The organism is Serratia sp. Ser99, assembly GCF_024519545.1.
Classification (GTDB): Bacteria; Pseudomonadota; Gammaproteobacteria; order Enterobacterales; family Enterobacteriaceae; genus Serratia; species Serratia liquefaciens.
In genome coordinates, this window is the sequence record NZ_JALJRT010000001.1 from 573,986 (window position 1) to 595,630 (window position 21,645).

At 54.1% G+C, this 21,645-nt stretch carries 21 protein-coding genes and 1 tRNA gene; 6 read left to right on the top strand and 16 right to left on the bottom strand.

All coding sequences use genetic code 11. The annotated features are described in order from the left end of the window. Positions 1–87: 87 nt before the first annotated feature. Entirely contained in the window at positions 88–747 is a 660-nt protein-coding gene (locus NR114_RS02695; RefSeq protein WP_234529341.1) for a TfoX/Sxy family DNA transformation protein, read from the top strand. On the opposite strand, the gene yccS is transcribed toward NR114_RS02695, so the two are convergent. Beyond that, the gene (gene yccS / locus NR114_RS02700) at positions 748–2,883 is read right to left on the bottom strand and encodes a YccS family putative transporter (RefSeq protein ID WP_234529345.1); all 2,136 of its coding nucleotides are present in this window, start codon (positions 2,881–2,883) and stop codon (positions 748–750) included. A gap of 26 nt (positions 2,884–2,909) precedes the next feature. Next, on the bottom strand, positions 2,910–3,362 hold the full coding sequence (locus NR114_RS02705) for a YccF domain-containing protein (protein ID WP_020826176.1): 453 nt from the start codon (positions 3,360–3,362) through the stop codon (positions 2,910–2,912). 166 nt (positions 3,363–3,528) lie between these two features. Between NR114_RS02705 and helD the strand changes: the two genes are divergently transcribed. Next, complete coding sequence (gene helD, locus NR114_RS02710) at positions 3,529–5,583, top strand: DNA helicase IV (protein WP_234529346.1); 2,055 nt, start codon at positions 3,529–3,531, stop codon at positions 5,581–5,583. A gap of 33 nt (positions 5,584–5,616) precedes the next feature. On the opposite strand, the gene NR114_RS02715 is transcribed toward helD, so the two are convergent. Together NR114_RS02715 and NR114_RS02720 are read right to left on the bottom strand one after the other, a co-directional pair. Further along, positions 5,617–6,075 (bottom strand): methylglyoxal synthase, encoded by a 459-nt coding sequence (locus NR114_RS02715; protein WP_020826178.1) that lies wholly within the window; start codon positions 6,073–6,075, stop codon positions 5,617–5,619. A gap of 120 nt (positions 6,076–6,195) precedes the next feature. Beyond that, a complete protein-coding gene (locus NR114_RS02720; RefSeq protein ID WP_122078283.1) occupies positions 6,196–6,867 on the bottom strand; it encodes a DUF2057 family protein in 672 nt (223 codons plus the stop codon). 260 nt (positions 6,868–7,127) lie between these two features. Here NR114_RS02720 and NR114_RS02725 point away from each other — a divergent pair, with 260 nt between their 5' ends. Continuing rightward, positions 7,128–7,541: a CoA-binding protein gene (locus tag NR114_RS02725; protein WP_046373973.1), complete on the top strand. Its 414-nt coding sequence runs from the start codon at positions 7,128–7,130 to the stop codon at positions 7,539–7,541. A 66-nt stretch (positions 7,542–7,607) separates the two neighbouring features. On the opposite strand, the gene hspQ is transcribed toward NR114_RS02725, so the two are convergent. Beyond that, positions 7,608–7,925: a heat shock protein HspQ gene (gene hspQ / locus NR114_RS02730; protein ID WP_020826181.1), complete on the bottom strand. Its 318-nt coding sequence runs from the start codon at positions 7,923–7,925 to the stop codon at positions 7,608–7,610. Positions 7,926–7,986: 61 nt separating this feature from the next. Further along, the gene (gene rlmI, locus NR114_RS02735; protein ID WP_044549619.1) at positions 7,987–9,177 is read right to left on the bottom strand and encodes a 23S rRNA (cytosine(1962)-C(5))-methyltransferase RlmI; all 1,191 of its coding nucleotides are present in this window, start codon (positions 9,175–9,177) and stop codon (positions 7,987–7,989) included. Between the two features lie 92 nt (positions 9,178–9,269). Here rlmI and yccX point away from each other — a divergent pair, with 92 nt between their 5' ends. Further along, positions 9,270–9,548, top strand: a complete 279-nt coding sequence (gene yccX / locus NR114_RS02740; protein ID WP_020826183.1) for an acylphosphatase — start codon at positions 9,270–9,272, stop codon at positions 9,546–9,548. A 4-nt stretch (positions 9,549–9,552) separates the two neighbouring features. On the opposite strand, the gene tusE is transcribed toward yccX, so the two are convergent. Together tusE and yccA are read right to left on the bottom strand one after the other, a co-directional pair. Beyond that, positions 9,553–9,882 (bottom strand): sulfurtransferase TusE, encoded by a 330-nt coding sequence (gene tusE, locus NR114_RS02745; protein ID WP_020826184.1) that lies wholly within the window; start codon positions 9,880–9,882, stop codon positions 9,553–9,555. Between the two features lie 111 nt (positions 9,883–9,993). Beyond that, positions 9,994–10,653, bottom strand: a complete 660-nt coding sequence (gene yccA, locus NR114_RS02750; protein WP_004942825.1) for an FtsH protease modulator YccA — start codon at positions 10,651–10,653, stop codon at positions 9,994–9,996. Between the two features lie 229 nt (positions 10,654–10,882). On the opposite strand from yccA, the gene NR114_RS02755 reads away from it, so the two are divergent. After that, positions 10,883–10,970, top strand: a tRNA-Ser gene (locus NR114_RS02755). A gap of 123 nt (positions 10,971–11,093) precedes the next feature. On the opposite strand, the gene NR114_RS02760 is transcribed toward NR114_RS02755, so the two are convergent. Beyond that, entirely contained in the window at positions 11,094–13,088 is a 1,995-nt protein-coding gene (locus NR114_RS02760; RefSeq protein WP_020826185.1) for a choline BCCT transporter BetT, read from the bottom strand. Positions 13,089–13,566: 478 nt separating this feature from the next. Between NR114_RS02760 and NR114_RS02765 the strand changes: the two genes are divergently transcribed. Next, a complete protein-coding gene (locus tag NR114_RS02765) occupies positions 13,567–13,782 on the top strand; it encodes a hypothetical protein (RefSeq protein ID WP_020826186.1) in 216 nt (71 codons plus the stop codon). A gap of 96 nt (positions 13,783–13,878) precedes the next feature. Here NR114_RS02765 and NR114_RS02770 read toward each other — a convergent pair whose 3' ends face one another. The 7 genes from NR114_RS02770 to wrbA all read right to left on the bottom strand — a co-directional run bounded on the left by NR114_RS02770 (position 13,879) and on the right by wrbA (position 21,629). Further along, the gene (locus NR114_RS02770; protein ID WP_256813985.1) at positions 13,879–15,288 is read right to left on the bottom strand and encodes a cytochrome c; all 1,410 of its coding nucleotides are present in this window, start codon (positions 15,286–15,288) and stop codon (positions 13,879–13,881) included. Beyond that, the gene (locus NR114_RS02775; protein ID WP_046373969.1) at positions 15,285–16,940 is read right to left on the bottom strand and encodes a GMC family oxidoreductase; all 1,656 of its coding nucleotides are present in this window, start codon (positions 16,938–16,940) and stop codon (positions 15,285–15,287) included. Before NR114_RS02775 ends, NR114_RS02770 begins: the two co-directional genes overlap by 4 nt. A 15-nt stretch (positions 16,941–16,955) precedes the next feature. After that, on the bottom strand, positions 16,956–17,516 hold the full coding sequence (locus tag NR114_RS02780) for a sorbitol dehydrogenase family protein (RefSeq protein ID WP_048761961.1): 561 nt from the start codon (positions 17,514–17,516) through the stop codon (positions 16,956–16,958). A gap of 409 nt (positions 17,517–17,925) precedes the next feature. Beyond that, positions 17,926–18,723 carry a DNA/RNA non-specific endonuclease gene (locus NR114_RS02785; RefSeq protein ID WP_234529348.1) on the bottom strand — a complete coding sequence of 266 codons (798 nt, stop codon included), beginning with the start codon at positions 18,721–18,723 and terminating at the stop codon, positions 17,926–17,928. Positions 18,724–18,888: 165 nt separating this feature from the next. Beyond that, positions 18,889–20,349 (bottom strand): TrkH family potassium uptake protein, encoded by a 1,461-nt coding sequence (locus tag NR114_RS02790; protein WP_020826191.1) that lies wholly within the window; start codon positions 20,347–20,349, stop codon positions 18,889–18,891. Between the two features lie 139 nt (positions 20,350–20,488). Further along, positions 20,489–20,800, bottom strand: coding sequence for a hypothetical protein (locus NR114_RS02795; protein WP_020826192.1), 312 nt, complete (start codon positions 20,798–20,800; stop codon positions 20,489–20,491). 229 nt (positions 20,801–21,029) lie between these two features. After that, positions 21,030–21,629 (bottom strand): NAD(P)H:quinone oxidoreductase, encoded by a 600-nt coding sequence (gene wrbA / locus NR114_RS02800; protein WP_115059229.1) that lies wholly within the window; start codon positions 21,627–21,629, stop codon positions 21,030–21,032. Positions 21,630–21,645: the final 16 nt, after the last annotated feature.

Sequence of the window (21,645 nt, forward strand, 5' to 3'; positions counted from 1 at the left end):
GCGTATTTTTCTAATTACTTGTTCGCGTTAGTTTTATTTCATTGATACGGGAAATGATAGAACGATAACCTACACCAGGAGAACGTTATGAAAGGGACATCAACGGGAAGGATCGCACAGGCCAAAGCCTGTTTTTACGCATTGGGCGGTATCACCACACGCTCACAGTTCGGAGGCTATGGCATACTGGCTGACGGCATCATGTTTGCCGTGATCGCCGAAGGAGAGCTTTATCTCCGCGCTACGGAAGGGCTGGAATCTGTCTTCCGTTCGCGCGGCATGGTCAATATGGTCTACTCCAAACGCGGGGTGCCAATTACCATGCGCTATTACTGGGTGGATGAAGCCATGTGGCGAGACAGGGAGGAGCTGATAGGATTGGCCTGGCAAGCCATCCGGGAGGCGCGGCGGGAGCTTGAGGTTAAAGCTGACAATCAGAGTCGATTAAAAACCTTACCGAATATCGACATCAATATGGAGCGCCTGCTGTGGCGAGCCGGTATTCGTAATGTTTATGATTTACGGCTCAATGGGGCTAAGCGCAGCTATCTGAGGCTGTTGCAACAGCAAAAGAATTTAGGGCTACGGGTGCTGCTATCATTGGGTGGGGCTATTGCCGGTTACCATCATGCGGCCTTGCCTTCGCAATTGCGCAGTGAACTGACGCAATGGTTCGAACGTACCATGATGTTGCTGAGCCACGGTCACAATCCAACAATAAGGGGCCTGATAAATAGCCCCGAATGATTATGCCGATTTACCTATTTGCGTATTAAGCATCGTCAGTTCCGGCAAGAGTTCAATCACCAACCCAATCTGCTGCAGTACCAATTGATCTTTACTTTCCGGCTCCGGCGTTGCGTGTTGAATACGTTCTGCCAAGCTTTCTAATGCCTGAGTGATGCGCTGGTTGTCCTGCTCCTCCTGGTGCAGGGCACCATCGACATAGCAAACGGCATCATTCAGCAGATCCAAGGTCGCAGGGTTATTCAGGCGTTCACGGTGTGCACCGAGCGCAGAGATATAGCTCAATAAGGTGTGGTTCAAACAAAGCAGGCGGAATGCAGCGTCCTGAATAGCCTTATTAGCCTTGGGATCGGCAGACATATTTGAAATCACCGATGCCAGCTCTGCATCACTGTTGTGCGCATCCCGACGAGCAATACGATACGCAAGGCCGTTGTCTTTGCCCTGATGGTATTGCACCAGAATGGCATCAAGATACCGGCAATTAGCGTTCAGCGTTTTACTGACCACCGTCGGCAATTGACGGAATTTCCAGTCAGGCCAGATAAAGCTGACCGCGGCCCAAGCGATGGCGCAACCCAAAAGCGTGTCGTATACGCGCGGTGCGGCGACTTCGAAACCTTCGCCCAGTAGGTTAAAGCACAGCAATACCAGCAGGGTGATAAACATGGTGGCGTGTGCGTACTGCACGGTGCGGAAAGCAAAAAATAAAACGCCGCTAATCACAATCAGCACCAGTTGGCCTTCCACCGAGGGCACAAAATAGAGGATTGGCAGCCCGACAAGAATACCGGCCAGTGTGCCGATTATCCTCAAGGCCAGCCTGCGGCGAGTGGCGTTGTAGTTGGGTTGGCAGACAAACAGGCTGGTTAACAGGATCCAATAACCATGCTGCATCCCTGTAAATTGAATAAAGGCATAACCAATACACAGCACCACAGACATGCGAATGGCATGGCGGAACAAGGCCGATTGCGGCGTCAGATGGCGGTTGATGCGCAAGCGAATATCGCTCCAGCCGGTGAGCCGGTCATCCGACAGGCTGTTCTCTTCCACCTGGCCGTTGGCCAATGCCTGTTCGGATTCAATATTTGCCAGCTGTGCGTCAATCGCGCGCAAATTTTTCAACAGGTGCGAAAGCGCCTTGGTCAACTCGCGATTTTCCGGGGTCAGGGTAACGCGAGCCAAAGCTTCATCAATGCGAGCAAAGGCAGGTTCGAAGCGAATGTTATGCTGATACTTTTGCCGCATCAAAATCGACTGGGCCAACTGCTGGCAGGCGCGAGCCTGCATGCTGAGCAAGCGCTGAAAGCGGAACAGGATATCGCTATGACGGAATTGTCGGCTTAGCGCCTGGTATTGAACGTGCGCGGAGCTGGCGCGTTCATGGATGTCCTGCGCAACGAAGTAATAATGCAGTGTCCGGCGGGTGCCTCGTTGGCCGCGATCGCCTTTTAACCGCGTCAGCAATGAAGCTTTGGTTTGGTTGAGGATAGTCACCAGCGTGCTGTTGGCCATGGCAACGTCCATCCAGGGCAGGTCTGCATCCTGTTCGGCGTCGGGATCAAACAGATTGGCTTTGGCGTCCAGATAATTCGCCAACTGGTCGTAACAACGCGCCAGGTTTTCCTGTAAAGGGCGGATAGGGAAGATCAGATGTCCTATCAGCGTCAGCAGGTTGTACCACAGGGCACCAATGATCAGCAGCATAGGCTGTTGATACCAGGCGTCATACATCGAAGTGCCGAGCATGGTGTAAACCGCAATCAACAAGGCACCAAATGCAATGGTGGCATAACGTTGCCCCAGAGCACCTAACAGAATAAAGCCGCAGGTGGAGGTCGTCAGGCCAAGCGCGAACAGCCAGGGGTAGGGAAACAGCAGTTCAATGGAGGCGGAGGCAACAAAGAAACACACCAGCGTAATCAGCAAGTTGCGTAGTCTGCCGGTCAGGCGGTCGTCCAAATCGGTCAACGCCGCCGCCACCACCCCCAGAGTCAGGGGAATAGTGAGTTTCGGAATACCGAGCCACCAGGGGACGGCGGCTGCGCCGGCCAGCGCAATAAAAATACGCAGGTCATAAAGCAGGTTGCTGTTGTAGGCATAACGGCGTATTGCTGGTGCAAAAGAGAGCACAAAAAACTCCTCGGGCGGAGAAAAAATTAACGCTGCTGATACTGACGACGGGCATTTTCAGTTCTGGCCTGTTGCGCCATTTCTACTGAGACCACGCGACGCCCAACCGGCCACAGGGCAATGGCGGCGATTTTGAAATTGGCAATGCCCACCGGAATGCCAATAATAGTTACGCACTGCACAATACCGGCGGCGATATGCGACAGGCAGAGCCACCAGCCGAACAGGATCAGCCAGACAATATTCAGCAGCGAGCCGCTGGCGGAAAGCAGCGCATTACTTTTTTCCGGATAAAGCTCATTAACGTGAATAGCTTCATTACCGAACGGCAGTAACGACAGCTTGGTGATCTCCCAGCAGGAGCGAGTCAGTGGCAGGGTGATGATCAACAGCACGCTAAATACCGTAGCGATCAGCCAGCCCAGGGTAGTGACAAAACCGCCCAACACAAAATTAAGAATATTCAGTACAGTACGCATAGTCGTCATTCTGCTCTAATGATGGCCAAACCGCGATGCGGTTGCGTTTGCTATCAAAACGCAAAATCTATTCTACCCTTTTTTTAGCGCTAGAGTGCCACTGCTTATCGCAGGTAAACTGGCAGATATCCGTTATTTAATCTCAACATAGTCATGGCGCGAAGATATGGAACTTAAAGCGACATCGCTGGGGAAACACCTGGCTCAGCATCCTTATAACCGCGTGCGGTTGCTGCACGCCGGGGTCGAGGTGAGCGGTGAAAAGCATGAATACCTTATTCCTTTCAATCAGTTGATTCAGGTTAGATGCAAGCGCGGCATCGTCTGGGGCGAGCTGGAGTTTGAGCTGCCGGATGAAAAAGTGGTGCGCCTGCACGGGACTGAATGGCAGGAAACTCAGCGTTTCTATCATTACCTCCAGCAGGCCTGGCAGCAATGGAGCGCGGAGATGAGCGAGGTCAGCGCCGGCGTTTTGCAGCAACAGGTCGAACATATTCAGCGAATTGAGCAGCAGGATAAGTGGTTCAAGAAATCCGAACTGGGCAAGTTGCAGCAACAGATTCGCCAGTCTTTCGGTGCTTTGCCCATGCCGGTTGCACGGCTGGAGGAATTTGACAACTGTCGGGAAGATTATCAACTCTGCCGCCAATGGCTGCAGCACGGGTTGCACAGCGTGGAGCAGCGTAACCGGCAGTGGACCGAACGGATGCTGGAGACGCACCAGGATTTCTTCCAGAGCATAGAAAGCTCACCGCTGAACGACTCGCAAAGTCGCGCCGTAGTTAACGGTGAAGACTCGGTCTTGGTATTGGCCGGAGCAGGCAGCGGAAAAACCTCGGTATTGGTGGCGCGCGCGGGCTGGCTATTGCGCCGTCAGGAGGCCGAACCCGGGCAAATACTGCTGCTGGCATTCGGTCGCCAGGCGGCGGAAGAGATGAACGAACGCATTCAGGAACGGCTGGGCGGCGTGGCTATCCAGGCCAAAACCTTCCATGCACTGGCACTACAGATTATCCAACAGGGCAATCGCAAGGTGCCGGCGATCAGTAAGCTGGAAACCGACAGCAAGGCTCGCCGGGCTTTGCTGATTACCCATTGGCAGCAGCAGTGCGCAGAGAAAAAAGCCCAGGCTAAAGGCTGGCGTCAATGGTTGATTGAAGAGTTGGAATGGGAAGTGCCCGAAGGCGATTTTTGGCAGGACAAGCGCCTGGCGGAGCGGTTGGCCGGCAGACTCGAACGCTGGTTGGGCCTGATGCGCATGCACGGCGGTAGCCAGGCAGAAATGATCGAACAGGCGGATGAAGAAATCCGTGACCTGTTCTCAAAACGCATTCGCTTAATGGCCCCTTTGCTCAAGGCCTGGAAAGGGGCGTTGAAAGAGGAAGGGGCGGTGGACTTCTCAGGCCTGATCCACCAGGCGGTCAATATCTTGGAGAAAGGTCGGTTCGTCAGCCCGTGGAAACACATCCTGGTGGACGAGTTCCAGGACATTTCACCCCAGCGTGCGCAATTACTGGCAGCGTTGCGTAAACAAAATAAACAAACCTGTCTGTTTGCGGTAGGTGACGACTGGCAGGCCATTTACCGCTTCAGCGGGGCCGAGCTGACGTTGACCACCGCCTTTGCCGAGAACTTTGGCGAAGGTGCCCAGTGTGCGCTCGATACCACTTACCGTTTCAATGATCGTATCGGCGAGATCGCGAACCGTTTTGTGCAACAGAACCCGCATCAGCTGAAAAAACCGTTGAACAGCCTGAGCAAGGGTAATAAGAAATCGGTGATTTTATTACCGAATGAGCAGCTTGAAAATTTGTTGGACAAGCTGAGCTGTTATGCCAAGCCGGATGAGCGAATTCTGGTGCTGGCACGCTATCACCATTTGAAACCGCAGGCGCTGGCAAAAGCGGCGACCCGTTGGCCAAAACTGACCCTCGAGTTTATGACCATTCACGCCAGTAAAGGGCAGCAGGCGGAGTACGTGATCATCGCCGGTTTGCACCAAGGCAGCGACGGTTTTCCGGCGGTCGCGCGTGAGTCGGTATTGGAGGATGTTTTGTTGCCGCAGCCGGAAGATTTCCCGGATGCCGAAGAGCGGCGACTGCTGTATGTAGCGCTGACTCGCGCCAAGCATCAGGTCTGGTTACTGCAGGATCGTGAACGTCCGTCGGTCTTCGTTGAACAACTGCAGGATCTCGGCGTTCCTGCTCAGAAGAAGCCTTAAAATTAAGGCCTGGCGGAAACCAGGCCGCGAGCGTTACTTCAGACGATCCTGCAAATAGCGCTGATAATCAGGAATAGCAATTTCCACTTCACGTTTGAAGAGCGAGGAATCGATCAGGAAATCCGCCGTTGAGCGGTTGGTGGCGACGGGAATGTTCCATACCGTCGCCAGACGCAGCAGCGCTTTCACATCCGGATCGTGGGGAACCGCATTGAGGGGATCCCAGAAGAAGATCAGCATATCTATTTTGCCCTCGGCAATCAGCGCGCCGACCTGCTGATCGCCTCCCATCGGGCCGCTTAACATGCTCTGCACCGGAATGCCGCTGGCACGCTGGATCAGGTTACCGGTAGTGCCGGTGGCGTACAGTTGATGATGCTCAAGGACGGATTTGTTTTCTTCAACCCAGGCAAGCAGGGCTTGTTTGCGGTGATCGTGTGCCACCAGCGCAATGTGTTTACGCGCGGCGATAGTGCGGGTAGTAAATTCCATCTCGATGTCCTTCGCTAATCAGGGGATGTGCGACAGATTACTGAAACTGTTTTTCACTGCCTAGCGTTTACACCTGAAAATGCGAAGAAAGCGCGCCTTTAAATAAAGGCGCCGGTAATCTTAACGCACGGGCTGTTTATTCGCCCAATGGAGGAAACGCTTTTGCGTTTCTTTGTCCGCCTGCTGGAACCAGTATTGCAGCATCTGTTCGGAAACGTTTTCACCCTTCAAAGTGACCGTGGGGGAGTTCAGCGCGGCACTGGCGAGCGGAGAGGAAGGCGTAGTCGCGCGCACCTGGGTGAAAGCCGGCACCGAGGCCGGGCGGTTTTGACTGTTGTAGTCCGCCATGACTTTTTCCAAATCGACGCTGAGCGTGGCGCCATCGGCATGCAGCACGTCGTGTTTCATCGCCAGCGCGTTACCGTTCTTATCAATCACTTGATAGTTGAGCGTTTTATCGAATCTTTGGCCATCACGTACATTTTCAATGCGTGGCAGCTCAATGGCAACGGAGCTGACATTCTGCGTACTGAAGGTCGCGATCAGCGGAGGGGAGGTATAGGCAGTTTGTTCGTGCTGCCCTGAACGTACAGACTTGGCCACTTTAAACAGCAACTGATGTTGCCCGCCATCCAGCTCCAGGCTGTCGGCACCTTTTAACAACGCTCCTGTCATTTTCTTGCCGTCGACCACCAGCAGATCGATGTCCGGGGAGAGTTTCAGGGTCGTAGCCACGGCAGGCATGCTGATACTGATGCTGAGCAGCCCCGCAACCATCAGACCAAATTTCATGGTTATCTCCTTATAAGTGGCATCGCTATTAGTGTTGAACACGCCATAGATTGTGTCAAAGTTTTTCAGCATTACGGTTTGGTTTACAAATGTACACATTTATTTTCATTTGGACATTTATTTGAGCCGGATATGCTGGCAGTGACAGCATCAGACCGCAAAAGTGGCCGGGAGTTTCCGCATGGTTGCGTTTAGCCGATTTAAAGCCGATAGAGTACACTCGGAACAGGGAAATCGCCCGTTGATGATTGGAGCCGAAGATGCAAGACCATGAGATTGCCGACCTGCTCAAGCAGGTGAAAACCATTGCGCTGGTGGGTGCCAGTGATAATCCGTCCCGGCCCAGCTTTGGTGTCATGGCTTATCTGCTGTCACAGGGATATCAGGTAACGCCGGTCAGCCCCAAGCTGTCAGGGCAAACGTTGCTTGGCCAACAGGCCTATGCCACGCTGAAAGATATTCCGCACCCGGTGGACATGGTTGATGTGTTCCGTAATTCAGAGGCGGCGTATGGCGTAGCGCAAGAGGCGATTGCGATTGGTGCCAAAGCGTTATGGCTGCAAATTGGCGTCATTAATGAACAGGCCGAGGCATTGGCGCGTGAGGCAGGATTGAAGGTGGTAATGGACCGTTGCCCTAAAATCGAGCTTCCTCGCCTGGGTCTGGAGCGCTGAAAGCCGGTAAAAGAAAAGGCCTGACAAATGCCAGGCCCTTATTGGGTGTTTCTCAGGCCTGGCTAATCAGTTGCGCAGGCGCGGGGCTTGGAGCTGGTGACGGATAGATTCCGCCAACTCGTCCAGTGAAGGTTGTTCAGGATGGGCATCCTGGGCTTCGCCGTCCAGCTGTGCTTCTGCCAGATAGGTATGCACCGGTTGGCCTTCTTCGTCCTCCATCACCACGTGGTACCAAGGGGCGAAACGTAGATCGGTATTCGCCGCTATTTCATCAGCTTTAGGCTGTTCCATGGAGTATTCAGGGTCGATATCAATTACCACCCCCAAGTACCCCAGCAGCTTATGCCGAACCTGTTGTCCGATACCGAATTTGCTGGCAATCATGATGACCTCCTGAGAAACAGTGCCTTGCTCTCTATATGAGGGCAAAACAGCGTATTTCAAGTTACATCACCCGACACGCAAACCCTTTCAAATACAGCCCTTCAGGGTAAGTCGCAATTACCGGGTGATCGGCAGCCTGACGATACTGCTCTATAAATTGTACATCACGCCCGGCATCTACAGCGGCATCGGCCAAAATTTTCTGGAACAAATCGGTAGGCATCAGACCGGAGCAGGAGAAGCTCAGCAAAATACCGCCTGGATTCAGCAACTGAAGCGCTAACATGTTGATATCTTTATAGCCACGGCAGGCACTGGCCAACTGGTTTTTATTCTCGACGAACTTCGGCGGATCCATAATGATCAGATCGAATTTTTCACCCTGCGTGCGGTAGTTGCGCAGCAGTTGGAACACGTCATCGCGCACAAACTCGGCCTTGCTCAGATCCAACCGGTTCAGTTCAACGTTCTGCTTGGCGATATCCAACGCCGCTTGCGACGTATCTACGCTGATGACCTGTGAGCAACCACCCATCAATGCAGATACCGCGAATGCGCCGGTATAAGAGAAGCAGTTAAGCACGCGGCGGCCGGCGGAATAGTTACGGGCAGCCAGGCGGCTGTCGCGCTGGTCGAGGTAAAAACCGGTCTTATGGCCCTGCTGAATGTCCACCAGCAACTTCATGCCATGCTCGGTGATCGGCAACAGAGCAGGGGGCAGGTCACCCAATACCGGCCCTTGCGCCAACGGCAGGCCTTCTTTTTTACGCACCGCGACGTCTGAGCGATCGTAAATGGCGCATTCCGGGTAGCAATGCTGCAAGGCGGTAATCAGCGCAGCACGCTGATACTCGGCGCCGGCAGAAAGCAATTGCAATACCAGGAAATTCTGGAAGCGATCGATGGTGATGCCCGGCATGCCGTCGGATTCACCGGCGATCAGACGGTATCCGTCCAACCCGTCGCGCTTCGCAACCCAATCACGCCAGCTTTGTGCCTGCTGTAAACGGCGGATGAAGAATTCGATGTTAACGTCTTCATCCTGCTGGAAAGTCCAGACACGGGCACGGATTTGCGATTCAGGCGAGTAGGCGCCGCGCGCCAGCCATTTGCCCTGCGCGTCGTGAATATCGATGGTTTCGCCGGACAGGGCTTTACCTTCAATACGTTGAACGGCACCGGAGAAGACCCATGGGTGGCGACGGAGTAAGGACTTTTCACGTCCTTTGGCGAGAAACAGGCGTACGGTCATAATTAAGAATGCTGCCAGCTAGGTAAAAAGAGTGACATTGCCGTGCGAACGCACAGAAAATGCCATAAACGAAATTCGATAAGGGGCCGATTATGACACAAGTTTGTATTGCTGCGTATGTCTATGGCGTGGTGCAAGGGGTAGGGTTTCGCTACAACACCCAGCATCAGGCGACGGCGTTGGGGTTAAGCGGATATGCGCGCAATCTTGATGACGGCAGCGTCGAGGTGGTGGCCTGCGGCGAGCAACCGCAGGTGGATAAACTGGTGGAATGGCTGAAAAGCGGCGGTCCGCGTAGCGCACGTGTCGATCGCGTGCTGGTGGAACCGCGCGGTACGGCAGATTATCAAGGCTTCAGCATTCGCTATTAGCGTCTCAGATGCATTTTACCGGCTTCGGCAAACCGGCGATTTTTGTTGCCTGTTTGGCCGGGCCTTTGGGGAACAGGCGATAGAGGTAGCGGCTGTTGCCTTTCTCCTCTCCGTACTTCTGCGCCATAGCTTTGACCAGCATGCGGATCGCCGGTGAGGTATTAAATTCCAGGTAAAAGCCGCGCACGAAGCGCACCACTTCCCAATGCGCTTCGGTTAGCGTGATTTCTTCCTGCTCGGCCAGCAGCGGCGCCAGGGCCTCGTGCCAGTCGGCGCTGTTTTTCAGGTAACCCTGTGCGTCAGTTTCAATAACCTGACCTTGATACTCCAACATACTGCCTCGGTAACGGGTAATTCAGAACGGCCGCCAGTTTAGCAAACTTTTACCGCCGCAAAAAATAAAGCCCCGCCGGAGCGGGGCTTTGGGTATGACTCAGACGCCGAATCAGTTGCTGCGCGCGAAGCCCAGAATGCTCAACAGGCTGATGAACATGTTGTACAACGATACGTACAGGCTGACGGTGGCGCGAATGTAGTTAGTCTCGCCGCCGTGAATAATGTTGCTGGTTTCCCACAGGATGGCGCCGGCGGAGAACAGGATAAACAGTGCGCTAATCGCCAGGTGCAGGGCCGGGATCTGCAGGAACAGATTGGCGATCACCGCCACCAGCAGTACTACAAAACCGGCCATCATCATTCCGGACAGGAACGACATATCCTTGCGGGTGGTCAGCACGTAGGCCGAACAGCAGAAGAACACCACTGCGGTGCCTCCCAGCGCCAGCATGATCAGGTCGCCGGCTCCGGTATTAATAAATGAACTGAGGATGGGGCCCAGGGCATAACCCATAAAACCGGTCAGGGCGAATGCCGCCAGGATGCCTGCAGGGCTGTTAGCCAGCTTGTGGGTCAGGAACATCAGCCCGTAGAAGCCGACCAGCATCAGCAGCAGGCCCGGTGCCGGCAGCCCCAGCATGGTGCTGGCGGTTGCGGTGAGCGCCGAGAAAGCCAGCGTCAGTGAAAGCAGAAAATAGGTGTTACGCAGAACCTTATGCGTACTCAGCAATGAGTCGCGCGAGGAGGATGAGACGACAATACGGTCCATAATGATCTCTCTTAGTCAGGTCATCACAAAATTAGTGACGATGATAGGCAGCGCAAGCGTTTGATTAAAGTTTGTTTACCAATCTTTACCCTTAGTTATCATTGCTGCAACCTTGAGCCGGAGTTGGCGGTTTCTTCAACGCTCAAGCGTGAGGTGCTGGTTTTTCGTTCGGTTGAACGGCCTTGGGCTTTACAAGCGGATCAGCTCTGTTTATAGTTCGCCTCGTTGCGGAGGGGTGGCCGAGTGGCTGAAGGCAACGGTCTTGAAAACCGTCGACGGGAAACCGTTCCAGAGTTCGAATCTCTGCTCCTCCGCCATAAATTATGACCCCGTGCTCTCTGAGCGCGGGGTTTTTTATTGGGTTTGAAAAACGGCAATCGCCGCCGTGGACCCATAAAAAAACCGCCCCGGCTGGGACGGTTTGTCTGGCAAAGCAACCGCTAACGCACCAAATGCAGGAAGTGCAGGTGCTTCTCGTACTGGTCGAGAATATCGTGAATGATCTGTTCTTGCGTCCAGCCCATCACATCGTAATCCTGGCCCCCTTCCTTCAGATGAACCTCACCGCGATAGTATTTATGTTCCTCGTCGCGTTCCTCATCTTTCAACCCCGCCAGAGCAAAGGCCGGTTGAATGTAAGCGCGCAGGCGCACTTCATAGACAAAGTTCAGATCTTCCCCTAAATCGACTTCGAAACGGATGCGATCGTCTTGCGAATCGTCAATCGAGGAGGTGGTATTTTGCTTGGCCAGTTCGGCTTCAACCAGCGCCATCGCCGGTTGAACCACTTCTCCGACAAAGCGTTTTACCTGAGAACGTTTCGGGAAATAGGCAATATTACGCAAACGCCGCTGCCATGAGATCGGGTTGCGCGCGGCGGTCGGCGCAATCGTGGTCATCATCTGGCTGTCGCGTTTGTAGGCGTCGATACGTAAGGCTTTTAACAACCCGTAGATTGAGACCAGCAGGATCATCGAAAACGGCAGGGCGCTGGCAATAGTCACGGTTTGCAATGCGCTTAAACCGCCGGCAATCAACAACGCAATCGCCACCAGACCCATCAGGGAAGCCCAAAAGATCCGCTGCCATATGGGGGTTTGATCCGAACCGCCCGAAGCCAGCGTATCAACCACCATCGCCCCAGAGTCTGCCGACGTGACGAAGAACACCACGACCATCGCCATGGCGATAAACGACAGAATATTAGAGAACGGGAAGTGCTCCAGGAAGTTGAACAACGCCAGGGCTACGTCGTTTTGCACCGTATTGGCCAGATCGCGCGCCCCTTCGTTCATGATCAAATTAATGGCGCTGTTGCCGAAAACGGTCATCCACAGCAGCGTAAAGCCCGCTGGTACGAACAACACGCCGGTAACGAATTCACGGATGGTACGTCCGCGTGAAACGCGGGCGATAAACATGCCGACGAACGGTGACCAGGATAGCCACCAGCCCCAATACAGCAGAGTCCAGCCCCCCAGCCAGTTGCTGGATTTCGGCTCGTAAGCGTAAAGGTTAAAGGTTTTATTGACGATATCGGAAAGATAGCCGCCGGTATTTTCAACAAAGGATTTCAGCAACAGCACGGTCGGGCCGAGCGTACCCACCAGGACCAGCAGCAGCACCGCCAGGCCGAGGTTCAGTTCGGACAGAATACGGATGCCCTTATCCAACCCGGAAACCACCGACAACGTTGCCAGCCCGGTGATCACCACGATCAGCACCACCTGCACCGTTGCATTGATCGGCAAGCCGAACAGGTGATTAAGCCCGGCGTTAACCTGCAACACGCCGTAGCCCAGGGAGGTCGCGACGCCGAATACGGTACCTATTACCGCAAAAATATCGACTGCGTGGCCAATCGGCCCGTATATGCGATCGCCGATGATGGGATAAAGCGCGGAACGCAGCGTCAAGGGCAGGCCATGACGGTAGCTGAAGAACGCCAGGATCAGCGCCACGATGGCATAAATCGCCCAGGCATGCAGGCCCCAGTGGAAGAAGGTTAGGCGCATGGCCTGTTTAGCCGCTTCCACTGTTTCCGGTGTCCCGGTCGGGGGAGAAAGGTAGTGCATCACCGGTTCGGCGACGCCAAAGAACATCAGACCAATGCCCATACCGGCAGAAAACAGCATGGCAAACCAGGAAACATAGCTGAAGTCTGGCTGGGCGTGGTCCGGCCCGAGCTTGATATTGCCGTAACGCGATAAACCCAGATAGGTCACGCTCAGCAGGATCAGGGCGACCGCCAGAATGTAAAACCAGCTGGCGTTAGTGAAAATACCCTGTTGCAGCGCCTTGAACTTACGATCGGCTAACTCAGGATAGAAGGCGGCAAAGGCCACCAGGACGATGATTAAAGCGGCAGATATAAAAAATACCGGAGGATTGATATGGCTACGACGTGCCACAATTTCAGTGTCGTTTTGGCTCATAGAATACCTTCTTGCTAGTCCGTTAGGGAATGGGATAGTCCGTTAAAACAACTCCATAAAAAGAGGGGCAAACAGGCTGCCCAGGAAATTAAACTCCGCGAGTATATAGAAAAATCGGGGCAATTTACATTTTTATGGTCAAAAAGGCTGTTTTAAGTGGTTTTGTTAGACGTTTTAGCTATATAAAAAACATTGCGATGAGAAAGGGTAATTCACTCTTTTTGCAGGGAAAAACCGGTGCAGAGGATCTTGCATGGCTTTCACTATGACAAAATGCGGGCAAAAACAGGATCAGGCTGCGGGCAGGGTTTCTGAGGCAGTTCAAGGGGGTTTTAGCGGCAGGTAGAGCAGATCATGATAGAAATCCCTATAACAGTGGCCTGAACCCGGAGGGATCTGCCGTTTACTATTGATCCGATCAAGCCAAGGGTTAAAATAGATCCATTCGCTCGCGTTTAACGTTTTCATGGAGATAAAGATGAGCTGGTATCAAATAGCGTTATGGACCATGATCTTTCTGAAGTCCGGTGCCTTTCTGGTGTTCGTTTGGTGGTGGATGTTCAAACGCGCAACCAAGCCTTATGTCCGCCCGCAAGATGTTGTGATTGACGAAACGCCGGATGATGACAATCTGACCATGGAAGAAGTGATGAAGAAACACGGTATTACCCGTGTGGAAAATCAAACGCAATAAGCCCCGTTCTTTTCAGATTCGGTCTGCGAACTATCCCTGTGGAAATGCGGCAATGCCTGCAAGCCGGGGATAGCTCCCCAGCCTGCAGTCATCAATTCAGCGCCGTTTTCTCCCCAACAGCCATGCCATAAAGATCAACGCCACCACCGCAATGCCGATTGCCGGGGCCATATAAGGCTGTAGCATCGCCAGCAGCGGCACCGGGCCACCCAGGCGCAATACGGTCACGTCCGCAGCGCTGACCTTCACTGCGGGATTGCCGTACTGCTGCAGCACATAATTGCTGATAGCGGCGATCTGCTGGTCGTTCAACGGATTGACGTACGACAGCGGGCCAAAGTTCGGCATCAGCACGTGCTGATCGCCCACCTTTCGCTCGACCCCGAACAGTATGGCCGAGATCAGGTTGGCCGGATTGCTTGAACCGGTGGCGGTATTATTGAACAGCGAAGGATAAGCCTGGTTTTTGCTGCCGCTGCCGTCCGGTTGGTGGCAACTGGCGCAGTTGCCGCTGAATAACGCTGCGCCGTCGGTAACGGTGTTGTTGGCATTGGCCGGCTGCAACCCGCGCAGCTGAGGCTCAACGTTCAACGGCTTGCCGTAACTGTCGGCCGGCTGGCTATCTTTCGTATCTCTGATCGGCGCGGTGCTTTTCAGGTAAACGGCAATAGCCGCCAGATCGTCATCGGAAAAATATTGCAGGCTGTTTTCGATGGCTTCCGCCATGCCACCGGCGGCCTGGTTTTTGCCGACCACCCGACCGGTTTTCAGGTACTGCACCAGTTGCTGGTTGCTCCAGCCGCCGATACCGCTGATCGGGTCTGACGTGATATTGGGAGCGTACCAGCTGCCGACCATGCCACCCGCAAGAGCCTGACTGCTGTCTTCAGCCATCAGCAGGTTGCGCGGGGTATGGCAGGTGTCGCAGTGCCCAGGTCCGTTAACCAGATAAGCCCCCCGGTTCCATTGCGCGCTTTTGGCCGCATCGGGTGCAAATCGGCCGTCTTTGAGAAACAGCAGATTCCAGGCGGCCATGCTAAAGCGCAGGTTGAACGGGAAGGGCAGGTCGGTCAGCGTATTTTTCTGATCGACCGGCTTCACGCCGTGCATAAAGTAGGCATACAGCGCCTTGATGTCCTCATCGCTCAACCTGGTATAAGAGGTATAGGGCATGGCGGGATAGAGGTGGGTGCCATCGGCACGGATCCCGTCCCTGACGGCACGAGCAAACTGCTCTTCGCTATAACTGCCAATGCCCTCCGCGTTTGATGGGGTGATGTTGGTTGCGTAAATCACGCCCATGGGGGAACTGATACCATAGCCGCCGGCAAAGGGGGTACCGCCTTCGGGTTTAGTATGGCAGGCCTGGCAGTCCGAGGAGATAGCAATTTGCTCGCCTTTTTTAATCAACGCCGCACCGCTTAACTCTCCGTTATCCGCCGCCTGCACGGCGCTGCCGCCGAGCAACAGCAGGGATAATAGCGTCAGTTTCGCCTGTTTTTTCATGGTTTCACCGCCAGTGCCCGCGCAATGTCATCGGCGGCCTTGATGCCCAGAGCTGCCATGGTCAAGGTGCTGTTCACCACGCTGGCGGAAGGAATTGCGCCGCCGCCCGGCAACCAAAGGTTGGCATGGTCATGGGTGCGGCAGTTGCCATCGACCACCGAGTCTGCTGGGTTATCGCCCATGATGGTGCCGCCCATGATGTGGTTATTGGCATTCAGGCTGGTGGTGATGTTGAACTCTTCGGCGTCGAACAGTTGGCCGATATGTTCCAATTGCTTATGTGCGGCCTCTGCGCCTTTACGCACGTAATCGCCGACATCGTAGTGGATGTCCGGGCAAGGCAAACCGTGGGCATCTTTGCGGGTTTTACTCAGCGTCAGGCGGTTATTGGGGTCTGGTAACGGTTCCAGGCTGATGGACAAATCGACGCCGTAGGCGGCGCGGCGGCGTATTTCGGCATCCAATTCTTTACCGACCAAGCCTTGTTCCAGCGCCTTCTGGGTGGCAGGCACGACCCGGTTGATGTTGTTGAGGATCATCTTATTGGCCGAGTAGTCTTTGCGGAACTCACCGTCACGTGGGCCGACCAGGCAGCTGCTCTGCGCCGGGCCACGCCCGAGCCACAGCGGCTCTTTCGCCAGGAAAGTACAGTGAAAACCGGAGTGATCCATCATGTTACGACCGACCTGATCGGAAGCGTTGGCGATGCCGTTCGGGTTGCGATCGTTGGCCGCCATCAGCAGCAGGCGAGGCGTTTCTATGCCGTTACAGGCCAGAGCGAAAGCCTTGGCCGTGGCCTGGTGAGACTGCTTTTTGTTGTCAAGCCAATGCACCGCAGTGACCCGATTTTGCTCATCGGTATCTATCTTGTAGACCACCGCTTCCGCCAGCACCACCGCACCTTTCATTTCAGCACGTTCAACATGATGAATGCCGTTGTACATGGCGCCGATGGGGCAAATGGGCTGGCAGTTGTTGTTACCGCAGCAGGTTGGACGGCCCTTCCACGGGTGGGTACTGCGCCCCTGTGGGATCGGGACTGAACGGTAGCCGTGCGGGTTAACCACTTCGGCAAAACGAATATCGCCATGCGCCCAGGGCACCATATCCATCGGGTAGGGTTTGCTGCGTTCAACCGGCGACTGCTGCTGCGGATCGTTGGGGCCCGCCACGCCAATTTCCTCTTCGGCCCGGCAATAGTACGGCTCAAGTTCATCATAGGAAATCGGCCAGTCGCGGCCAACGCCGTACAGGGTTTTCATTTGGAAATCGCTGGGCAGGTGGCGCCAGCAGGACGCGGCCCAGTGCCAGGTGGTGCCGCCGACGGTACGCAGATACCCTTGCTTGAAGCTGCCTGCGCTCGGGCCGCTCAGGGCGACATAGTTGTTTTCAGGAAAATAGAGCGGAGCGGTGGCAAACTCGGATTGCGGGTACAACCCTTGATAATCGGAGCCGGCGCGGTTATCAAAAGGCATATTGCGCCAGTTTTCTACGGCCTGGGCGCGTTCAATACGCAGGCCTGCTTCCAGCACCAGCACAGAATAACCCTGGCTGACTAATTGATCGGCCATCATGCCGCCCACAATGCCGGAGCCCACGATCACGATATCGGCCGAGGCGTTGCCATCGGCAGTAAATTCAGGTTTTTTCATCAGAAGACTCTCAGATCACAGGGAAGCGTTGACCGCTGGAGGGGGAGCGGTCCACCACAACGGGCCATTGCCGCAGTAGGTGGGAACGATCAGTGCGTCGCTGGCGGGGCGGTACATCAACGCGTCTTTATAGGCAATCAGCTCAGCCGTTTGGCCGTGGCCGACGGTGCCGGTATACCAGGCGGTGATAATGGCAGTCACCAGGGCCTGTAAGCCAGCCTGAATGGCCAGTTGTTGCAGCTGTTTTGCGCTTTGACCCGACTGTAACAATCCACCAAGCTGCTCAACCTGCGTGGCGAACTGATCATTCTGATTATGTAAGGCCGTAAAAATACGCGCCGACATCCCCTGATCGATGTCTTCATGTTCGCTCAAGGTCTGGGATATTTTGAAGAAACGAGCAAACTGCAGCGGGTTGGCCGCCGCGGTATGTTGTTCTGCCAGGCTGAGGAACGGGTAACTGAGCAATGACGTTGCCAGCAGGGTTGAGGCCAGCCCCAGCAGCACTTCCCGTCGACTGAAACCGGTTCCATTTTTGGTCGGTAACTCACCATCGTCTGATAACAAATTTTCCATGTGTTTTTCTCACAAAACAGGTGTTATTGCCAAAGCAGGCAAAAGAGAAGGAGTAAAGAGAGATAAAAAATAATCAACAATGGGATAAATGCATTGTTTACGGTTCTGTATCTAATAATTTGGCGGGATATTAACTTGCCGATAACTTTTCGGCAATAAACTTGCTCAAACGCCCTGATAAAAAAGCACAGAAAGAATAAAAAAGACCGGAGGTGTGGCCGCTTGGCGGGAGAGTGAACGGTGCCGTGGCGGGTATTCAAAGATAATTAATGACGGTAAATAACATTATTTCCGCTATTAGGACGGGTTTAAAACGGGGTATTAATAAGTAATGTTTATATTTAAATCACAGACGCCGTCATTATATTGACCAAAAAAAACCCGCCGTAGCGGGTTATTGGTCATTATTTTAGCTCTTGCAACCCATCAGTTCTGGCAGCACGCCCGGTTTGGCTTTCAGCGAAGCCTGTACGTCGTCGGGCAGACCAGCCCAAATAATCAGCCCGGTGCGTTTCTCGATTTCATTCACCGTGACGCGATATTGGCAGAAATCGGCATTTTTCGGGGTGTTTTGGTCAAACAGAAACGCCGCATAGTGGTTCACTTCCGGGCTGTTATTGATAAAGATGACCTTCCAGTAAGCGCTGGGAATGGTGTGCGCTTTCTGGGTGCCCGGCAATTTTCCCATATTGCGTTCGTACAGTGGGCCGGTCACGGTATACACCGAACTGATATCCGCCCGGTCAATCAGCTTGCGTTCCTGATCTTCCAGCCGTGCCCAGGAGCCCTGGTTAAGATCGGCCATCTGCGGGGTGATATTGGAAAGGTAGTTCAGTGATTCCCAGTCAGAGACGCCCGCCAGTGAGGCCAGCGGCGCCTGATGCCCGCGGTCAACTTTCAGTGCCGCGTTGGCACCGGTATAATCTGCCGGTACCAATGTATCTGCCGGGTTCAGTGCCGGATCGGCCTTCCAGTTACGGGTTTTCCCGCTGGCCGGCGAGTCTTTGGTGATGTGATAAGCCACCCAGTTGGCGAACTTGGTGGTGCTGTTGTTGTTCAGCGTATAAGCATGGCGGACGATGGACACGTTACTGCTGCCACCGGTGGGGCAACCGACCGCGCAGTTGTCGATAGATTCCAATGCCTCGGCGGAAGCCTGGGCGGTAAACAGGACGGTTACCAGAGCTAACATCTTGTTAAAACGCATATTCATATCCTCAATAAGTTATAATAATACTGTATGTATTTACAGTGTTTGTAACTTATCGCAGTGAAACGAATACAACAATGCAACACATTCACGTTACGAATGTGTCAGCATTGGTACAGCAAGGTGGATTAAAACAGCCTGTAAATGGCGGGCTACAAAGCCTTAAAAACGCCAAAAGGCACGCGAGCACAATATCAGCATGGGGTAGATCTCAAGGCGGCCGAGCAGCATCGCCGCGCACATCAACCATTTCGCCGCATCGCTAAGCGTGCCAAACCCCGCGGCAGTTTCGCCGAAGCCCAACCCCATGTTATTGATGCAGGCGGCCACGGTGGCGAAAGAGGTCACCAGATCATAGCCCATCAGGTTCAGCAGCCAGATGAAGAAGCAGCTGAAAAAAACGTACAGAAAGAAAAAGCTCCAGACCGACCGTAACACCCGATCGTGAATCGGCGCGTTGCCGACCTTGATGGTGTAAACGGCATTGGGATGCACCAACTGGTTGATCTCATGCCGGCTTTGTTTGTACATGATCAGAAAACGCAGCGCCTTGATGCCGCCGCAGGTGGAGCCCACGCAGCCACCGAAAAAGCTCGCCGCCAATAACAACATAATGGTGTGAGAGGGCATTTTGGCATAGTCGGCGGTGGCCAAACCGTTATCGGTCATCATCGAACTGGTGAGAAAGAAGCCATGCACGAAGGAGTCCTTGGCGCCGTACATGCCGGAACGGTAAAGCTCGAGGCAAACAATCGCCACGATAATCGACAGCACCAGCAGGAAGAAGCGCAGCTCCGGGTTTTTATACAATGGTTTCAGGCTGCGGCGGCCTACGGCAACGAAATACAGGGTGAAGTTTACCGCGGCCAGAATGGAGAAAATACCGCCAACCATTTCGACTGCCGAGCTGTCGTAATAGCCCAGGCTCTCGTTGCGGGTGGAAAATCCCCCGAGCGATACGGTGGAAATCCCATGGCAGAGGGCATCGAACCACGGCATGCCGGCAATGCGGAAAGCCACCGTACAGGCCAGCCCCAGACCGAGATAGATCAGCCACAGGTTTTTCGAGGTATCGGCCAGCCGTGGCGTCAGTCGTTCTTCTTTGAATGGTCCGGGCATTTCCGACTGATAAAGCTTGGCGCCACCGATACCCAGCAGCGGCAGCACGGCCACGGCTAACACAATGACGCCGAGGCCGCCGATAAAGTTGAGCTGGGAACGGTAGTAGAGAAAGGATTTAGGTATGCCCGAGACATCGTTAAGTACCGAAGCGCCGGTGGTGGTGATGCCGGACACGCCTTCGAACATCGCGTCCGTCAGGCTGACGTTCAGCGTGTCATCGAGCCACAGCGGCAGGGCGCTGATCATCGAAAACAGCAGCCAGAACATGACGATAATCAGAAAACCGTCCTGGGTACGCAATTGTACTTTGGCCTGACGGGTGCTGAACCAGCCTAACCCACCGAGCGATCCGGCAATCACCAGGGTATAGAAAAAGGAGAAAACGCTTTTTTCTTTATAGAGCAGCGCCACCAGCAGAGGTGGAATCATTGACAGGCTGTAAAGGAAAACTAAAAAACTGCAAAGATGAATAACGACCAATATCTGCTTATTCTTGACCATAATACTTGCGCCCGAGTTGCCTGACGGCAATGAGTCAATTTATTCTTTAAGCCTGAAAGAATAAGGCAGGCGATATAAAAATAACGTAAAAATTCATATCGCCTGAAAGGGTTGGCACGTTTTTTAATCGCAATGGCGATTATTCCAACAGGGTGTTTACGGTGCGACGCACGTATTGCGTCATTTGCGCCAGATCCTCGGGGGACACAGGCCCACCGCCGGCACGTACCACCTGCTGTTCTATTTGAGCAATTTCCTGCTCGACCTTATTGGCAATCTGTACCTTGACGATCTTATCCACCGACGAGAGCAGCACCTTCAACACCACTTTCAGCGCCACATTCTCGCAGAACGAATCGTAGTGATGAACCGCAGGCGGTGCTGCGGGGGGCTCGGGTGCGCGCGGGGCCATAGCCTTGAAACTGTCTACATTTTCAATAATAAGATCCATGTCTCTTATTAGTTCATCAAAATCTTTAGACACTGACTTATTTCCCTTCGCTATGCGCAAAAACAGAACGCCCGTCATCAGGGCAAAGGCCGGTGATTGGCGGGCAGAACGAATTTCGACCGTGACGTTCAGGTAGTGAATGGCAGGCTGAGCGGCATTTTAACCTTGCCGGGGGTTGGCAACAAGATGGGGCCGCAGGAATCCGCGGCCCCATCGGTCAGGTGATAGCTTAACTTTTCAGCTTGGCGGTGATTTTCGCTACGTGTTCACCCTGGAAGCGGGCAATGGCCAGCTCTTCCGCACTGGGCTGGCGCGAACCGTCGCCACCGGCAATGGTGGTTGCTCCGTAAGGGGTGCCGCCGCGGGTTTGTGAAACGTCAAACAGCTCGGGTGCTCCGTAACCGATAGGCACAATAATGAAACCGTGGTGCGCCAGCGTGGTCCAGGTTGAGCTGATGGTGTGCTCCTGACCACCGCCGGTACCGGTGGAAGAGAATACGCTGCCTACCTTGCCGTACAGCGCGCCGGAAGCCCAGAGCCCGCCGGTTTGATCGAGGAAGGTCCGCATTTGGCCCGCCATGTTGCCAAAGCGGGTTGGGGTACCGAAGATGATGCCGTCGTAATCGGCCAGTTCCTGCGGGCTGGCGACAGGAGCCTGTTGATCTTGCTTGCCGCCGGCTTTGGCAAAGGCTTCTGCCGGCATGGTTTCCGGCACGCGTTTCAGGGTAACTTCTACGCCACTGACCTTGCGTGCGCCTTCCGCTACCGCGTTCGCCAGGGTTTCAATATGTCCGTACATTGAGTAATACAGCACCAAAATTTTCGCCATGTTCCGTTCTCCGCTG

Excerpts from the sequence above, each read along its gene's own strand:
- tusE (WP_020826184.1), bottom strand. The coding sequence starts at position 9,882 with ATGTTGGAGTATCAAGGTCAGGTTATTGAAACTGACGCACAGGGTTAC.
- NR114_RS02790 (WP_020826191.1), bottom strand. The coding sequence starts at position 20,349 with ATGGTCAAGAATAAGCAGATATTGGTCGTTATTCATCTTTGCAGTTTT.
- NR114_RS02765 (WP_020826186.1), top strand. The coding sequence starts at position 13,567 with ATGAGCTGGTATCAAATAGCGTTATGGACCATGATCTTTCTGAAGTCC.
- NR114_RS02780 (WP_048761961.1), bottom strand. The coding sequence starts at position 17,516 with ATGGAAAATTTGTTATCAGACGATGGTGAGTTACCGACCAAAAATGGA.
- hspQ (WP_020826181.1), bottom strand. The coding sequence starts at position 7,925 with ATGATTGCCAGCAAATTCGGTATCGGACAACAGGTTCGGCATAAGCTG.
- NR114_RS02775 (WP_046373969.1), bottom strand. The coding sequence starts at position 16,940 with ATGAAAAAACCTGAATTTACTGCCGATGGCAACGCCTCGGCCGATATC.
- NR114_RS02725 (WP_046373973.1), top strand. The coding sequence starts at position 7,128 with ATGCAAGACCATGAGATTGCCGACCTGCTCAAGCAGGTGAAAACCATT.
- NR114_RS02760 (WP_020826185.1), bottom strand. The coding sequence starts at position 13,088 with ATGAGCCAAAACGACACTGAAATTGTGGCACGTCGTAGCCATATCAAT.
- NR114_RS02770 (WP_256813985.1), bottom strand. The coding sequence starts at position 15,288 with ATGAAAAAACAGGCGAAACTGACGCTATTATCCCTGCTGTTGCTCGGC.
- wrbA (WP_115059229.1), bottom strand. The coding sequence starts at position 21,629 with ATGGCGAAAATTTTGGTGCTGTATTACTCAATGTACGGACATATTGAA.
- NR114_RS02715 (WP_020826178.1), bottom strand. The coding sequence starts at position 6,075 with ATGGAATTTACTACCCGCACTATCGCCGCGCGTAAACACATTGCGCTG.
- NR114_RS02720 (WP_122078283.1), bottom strand. The coding sequence starts at position 6,867 with ATGAAATTTGGTCTGATGGTTGCGGGGCTGCTCAGCATCAGTATCAGC.
- helD (WP_234529346.1), top strand. The coding sequence starts at position 3,529 with ATGGAACTTAAAGCGACATCGCTGGGGAAACACCTGGCTCAGCATCCT.
- yccX (WP_020826183.1), top strand. The coding sequence starts at position 9,270 with ATGACACAAGTTTGTATTGCTGCGTATGTCTATGGCGTGGTGCAAGGG.
- NR114_RS02785 (WP_234529348.1), bottom strand. The coding sequence starts at position 18,723 with ATGCGTTTTAACAAGATGTTAGCTCTGGTAACCGTCCTGTTTACCGCC.
- rlmI (WP_044549619.1), bottom strand. The coding sequence starts at position 9,177 with ATGACCGTACGCCTGTTTCTCGCCAAAGGACGTGAAAAGTCCTTACTC.
- NR114_RS02705 (WP_020826176.1), bottom strand. The coding sequence starts at position 3,362 with ATGCGTACTGTACTGAATATTCTTAATTTTGTGTTGGGCGGTTTTGTC.
- NR114_RS02695 (WP_234529341.1), top strand. The coding sequence starts at position 88 with ATGAAAGGGACATCAACGGGAAGGATCGCACAGGCCAAAGCCTGTTTT.
- yccA (WP_004942825.1), bottom strand. The coding sequence starts at position 10,653 with ATGGACCGTATTGTCGTCTCATCCTCCTCGCGCGACTCATTGCTGAGT.
- NR114_RS02795 (WP_020826192.1), bottom strand. The coding sequence starts at position 20,800 with ATGGATCTTATTATTGAAAATGTAGACAGTTTCAAGGCTATGGCCCCG.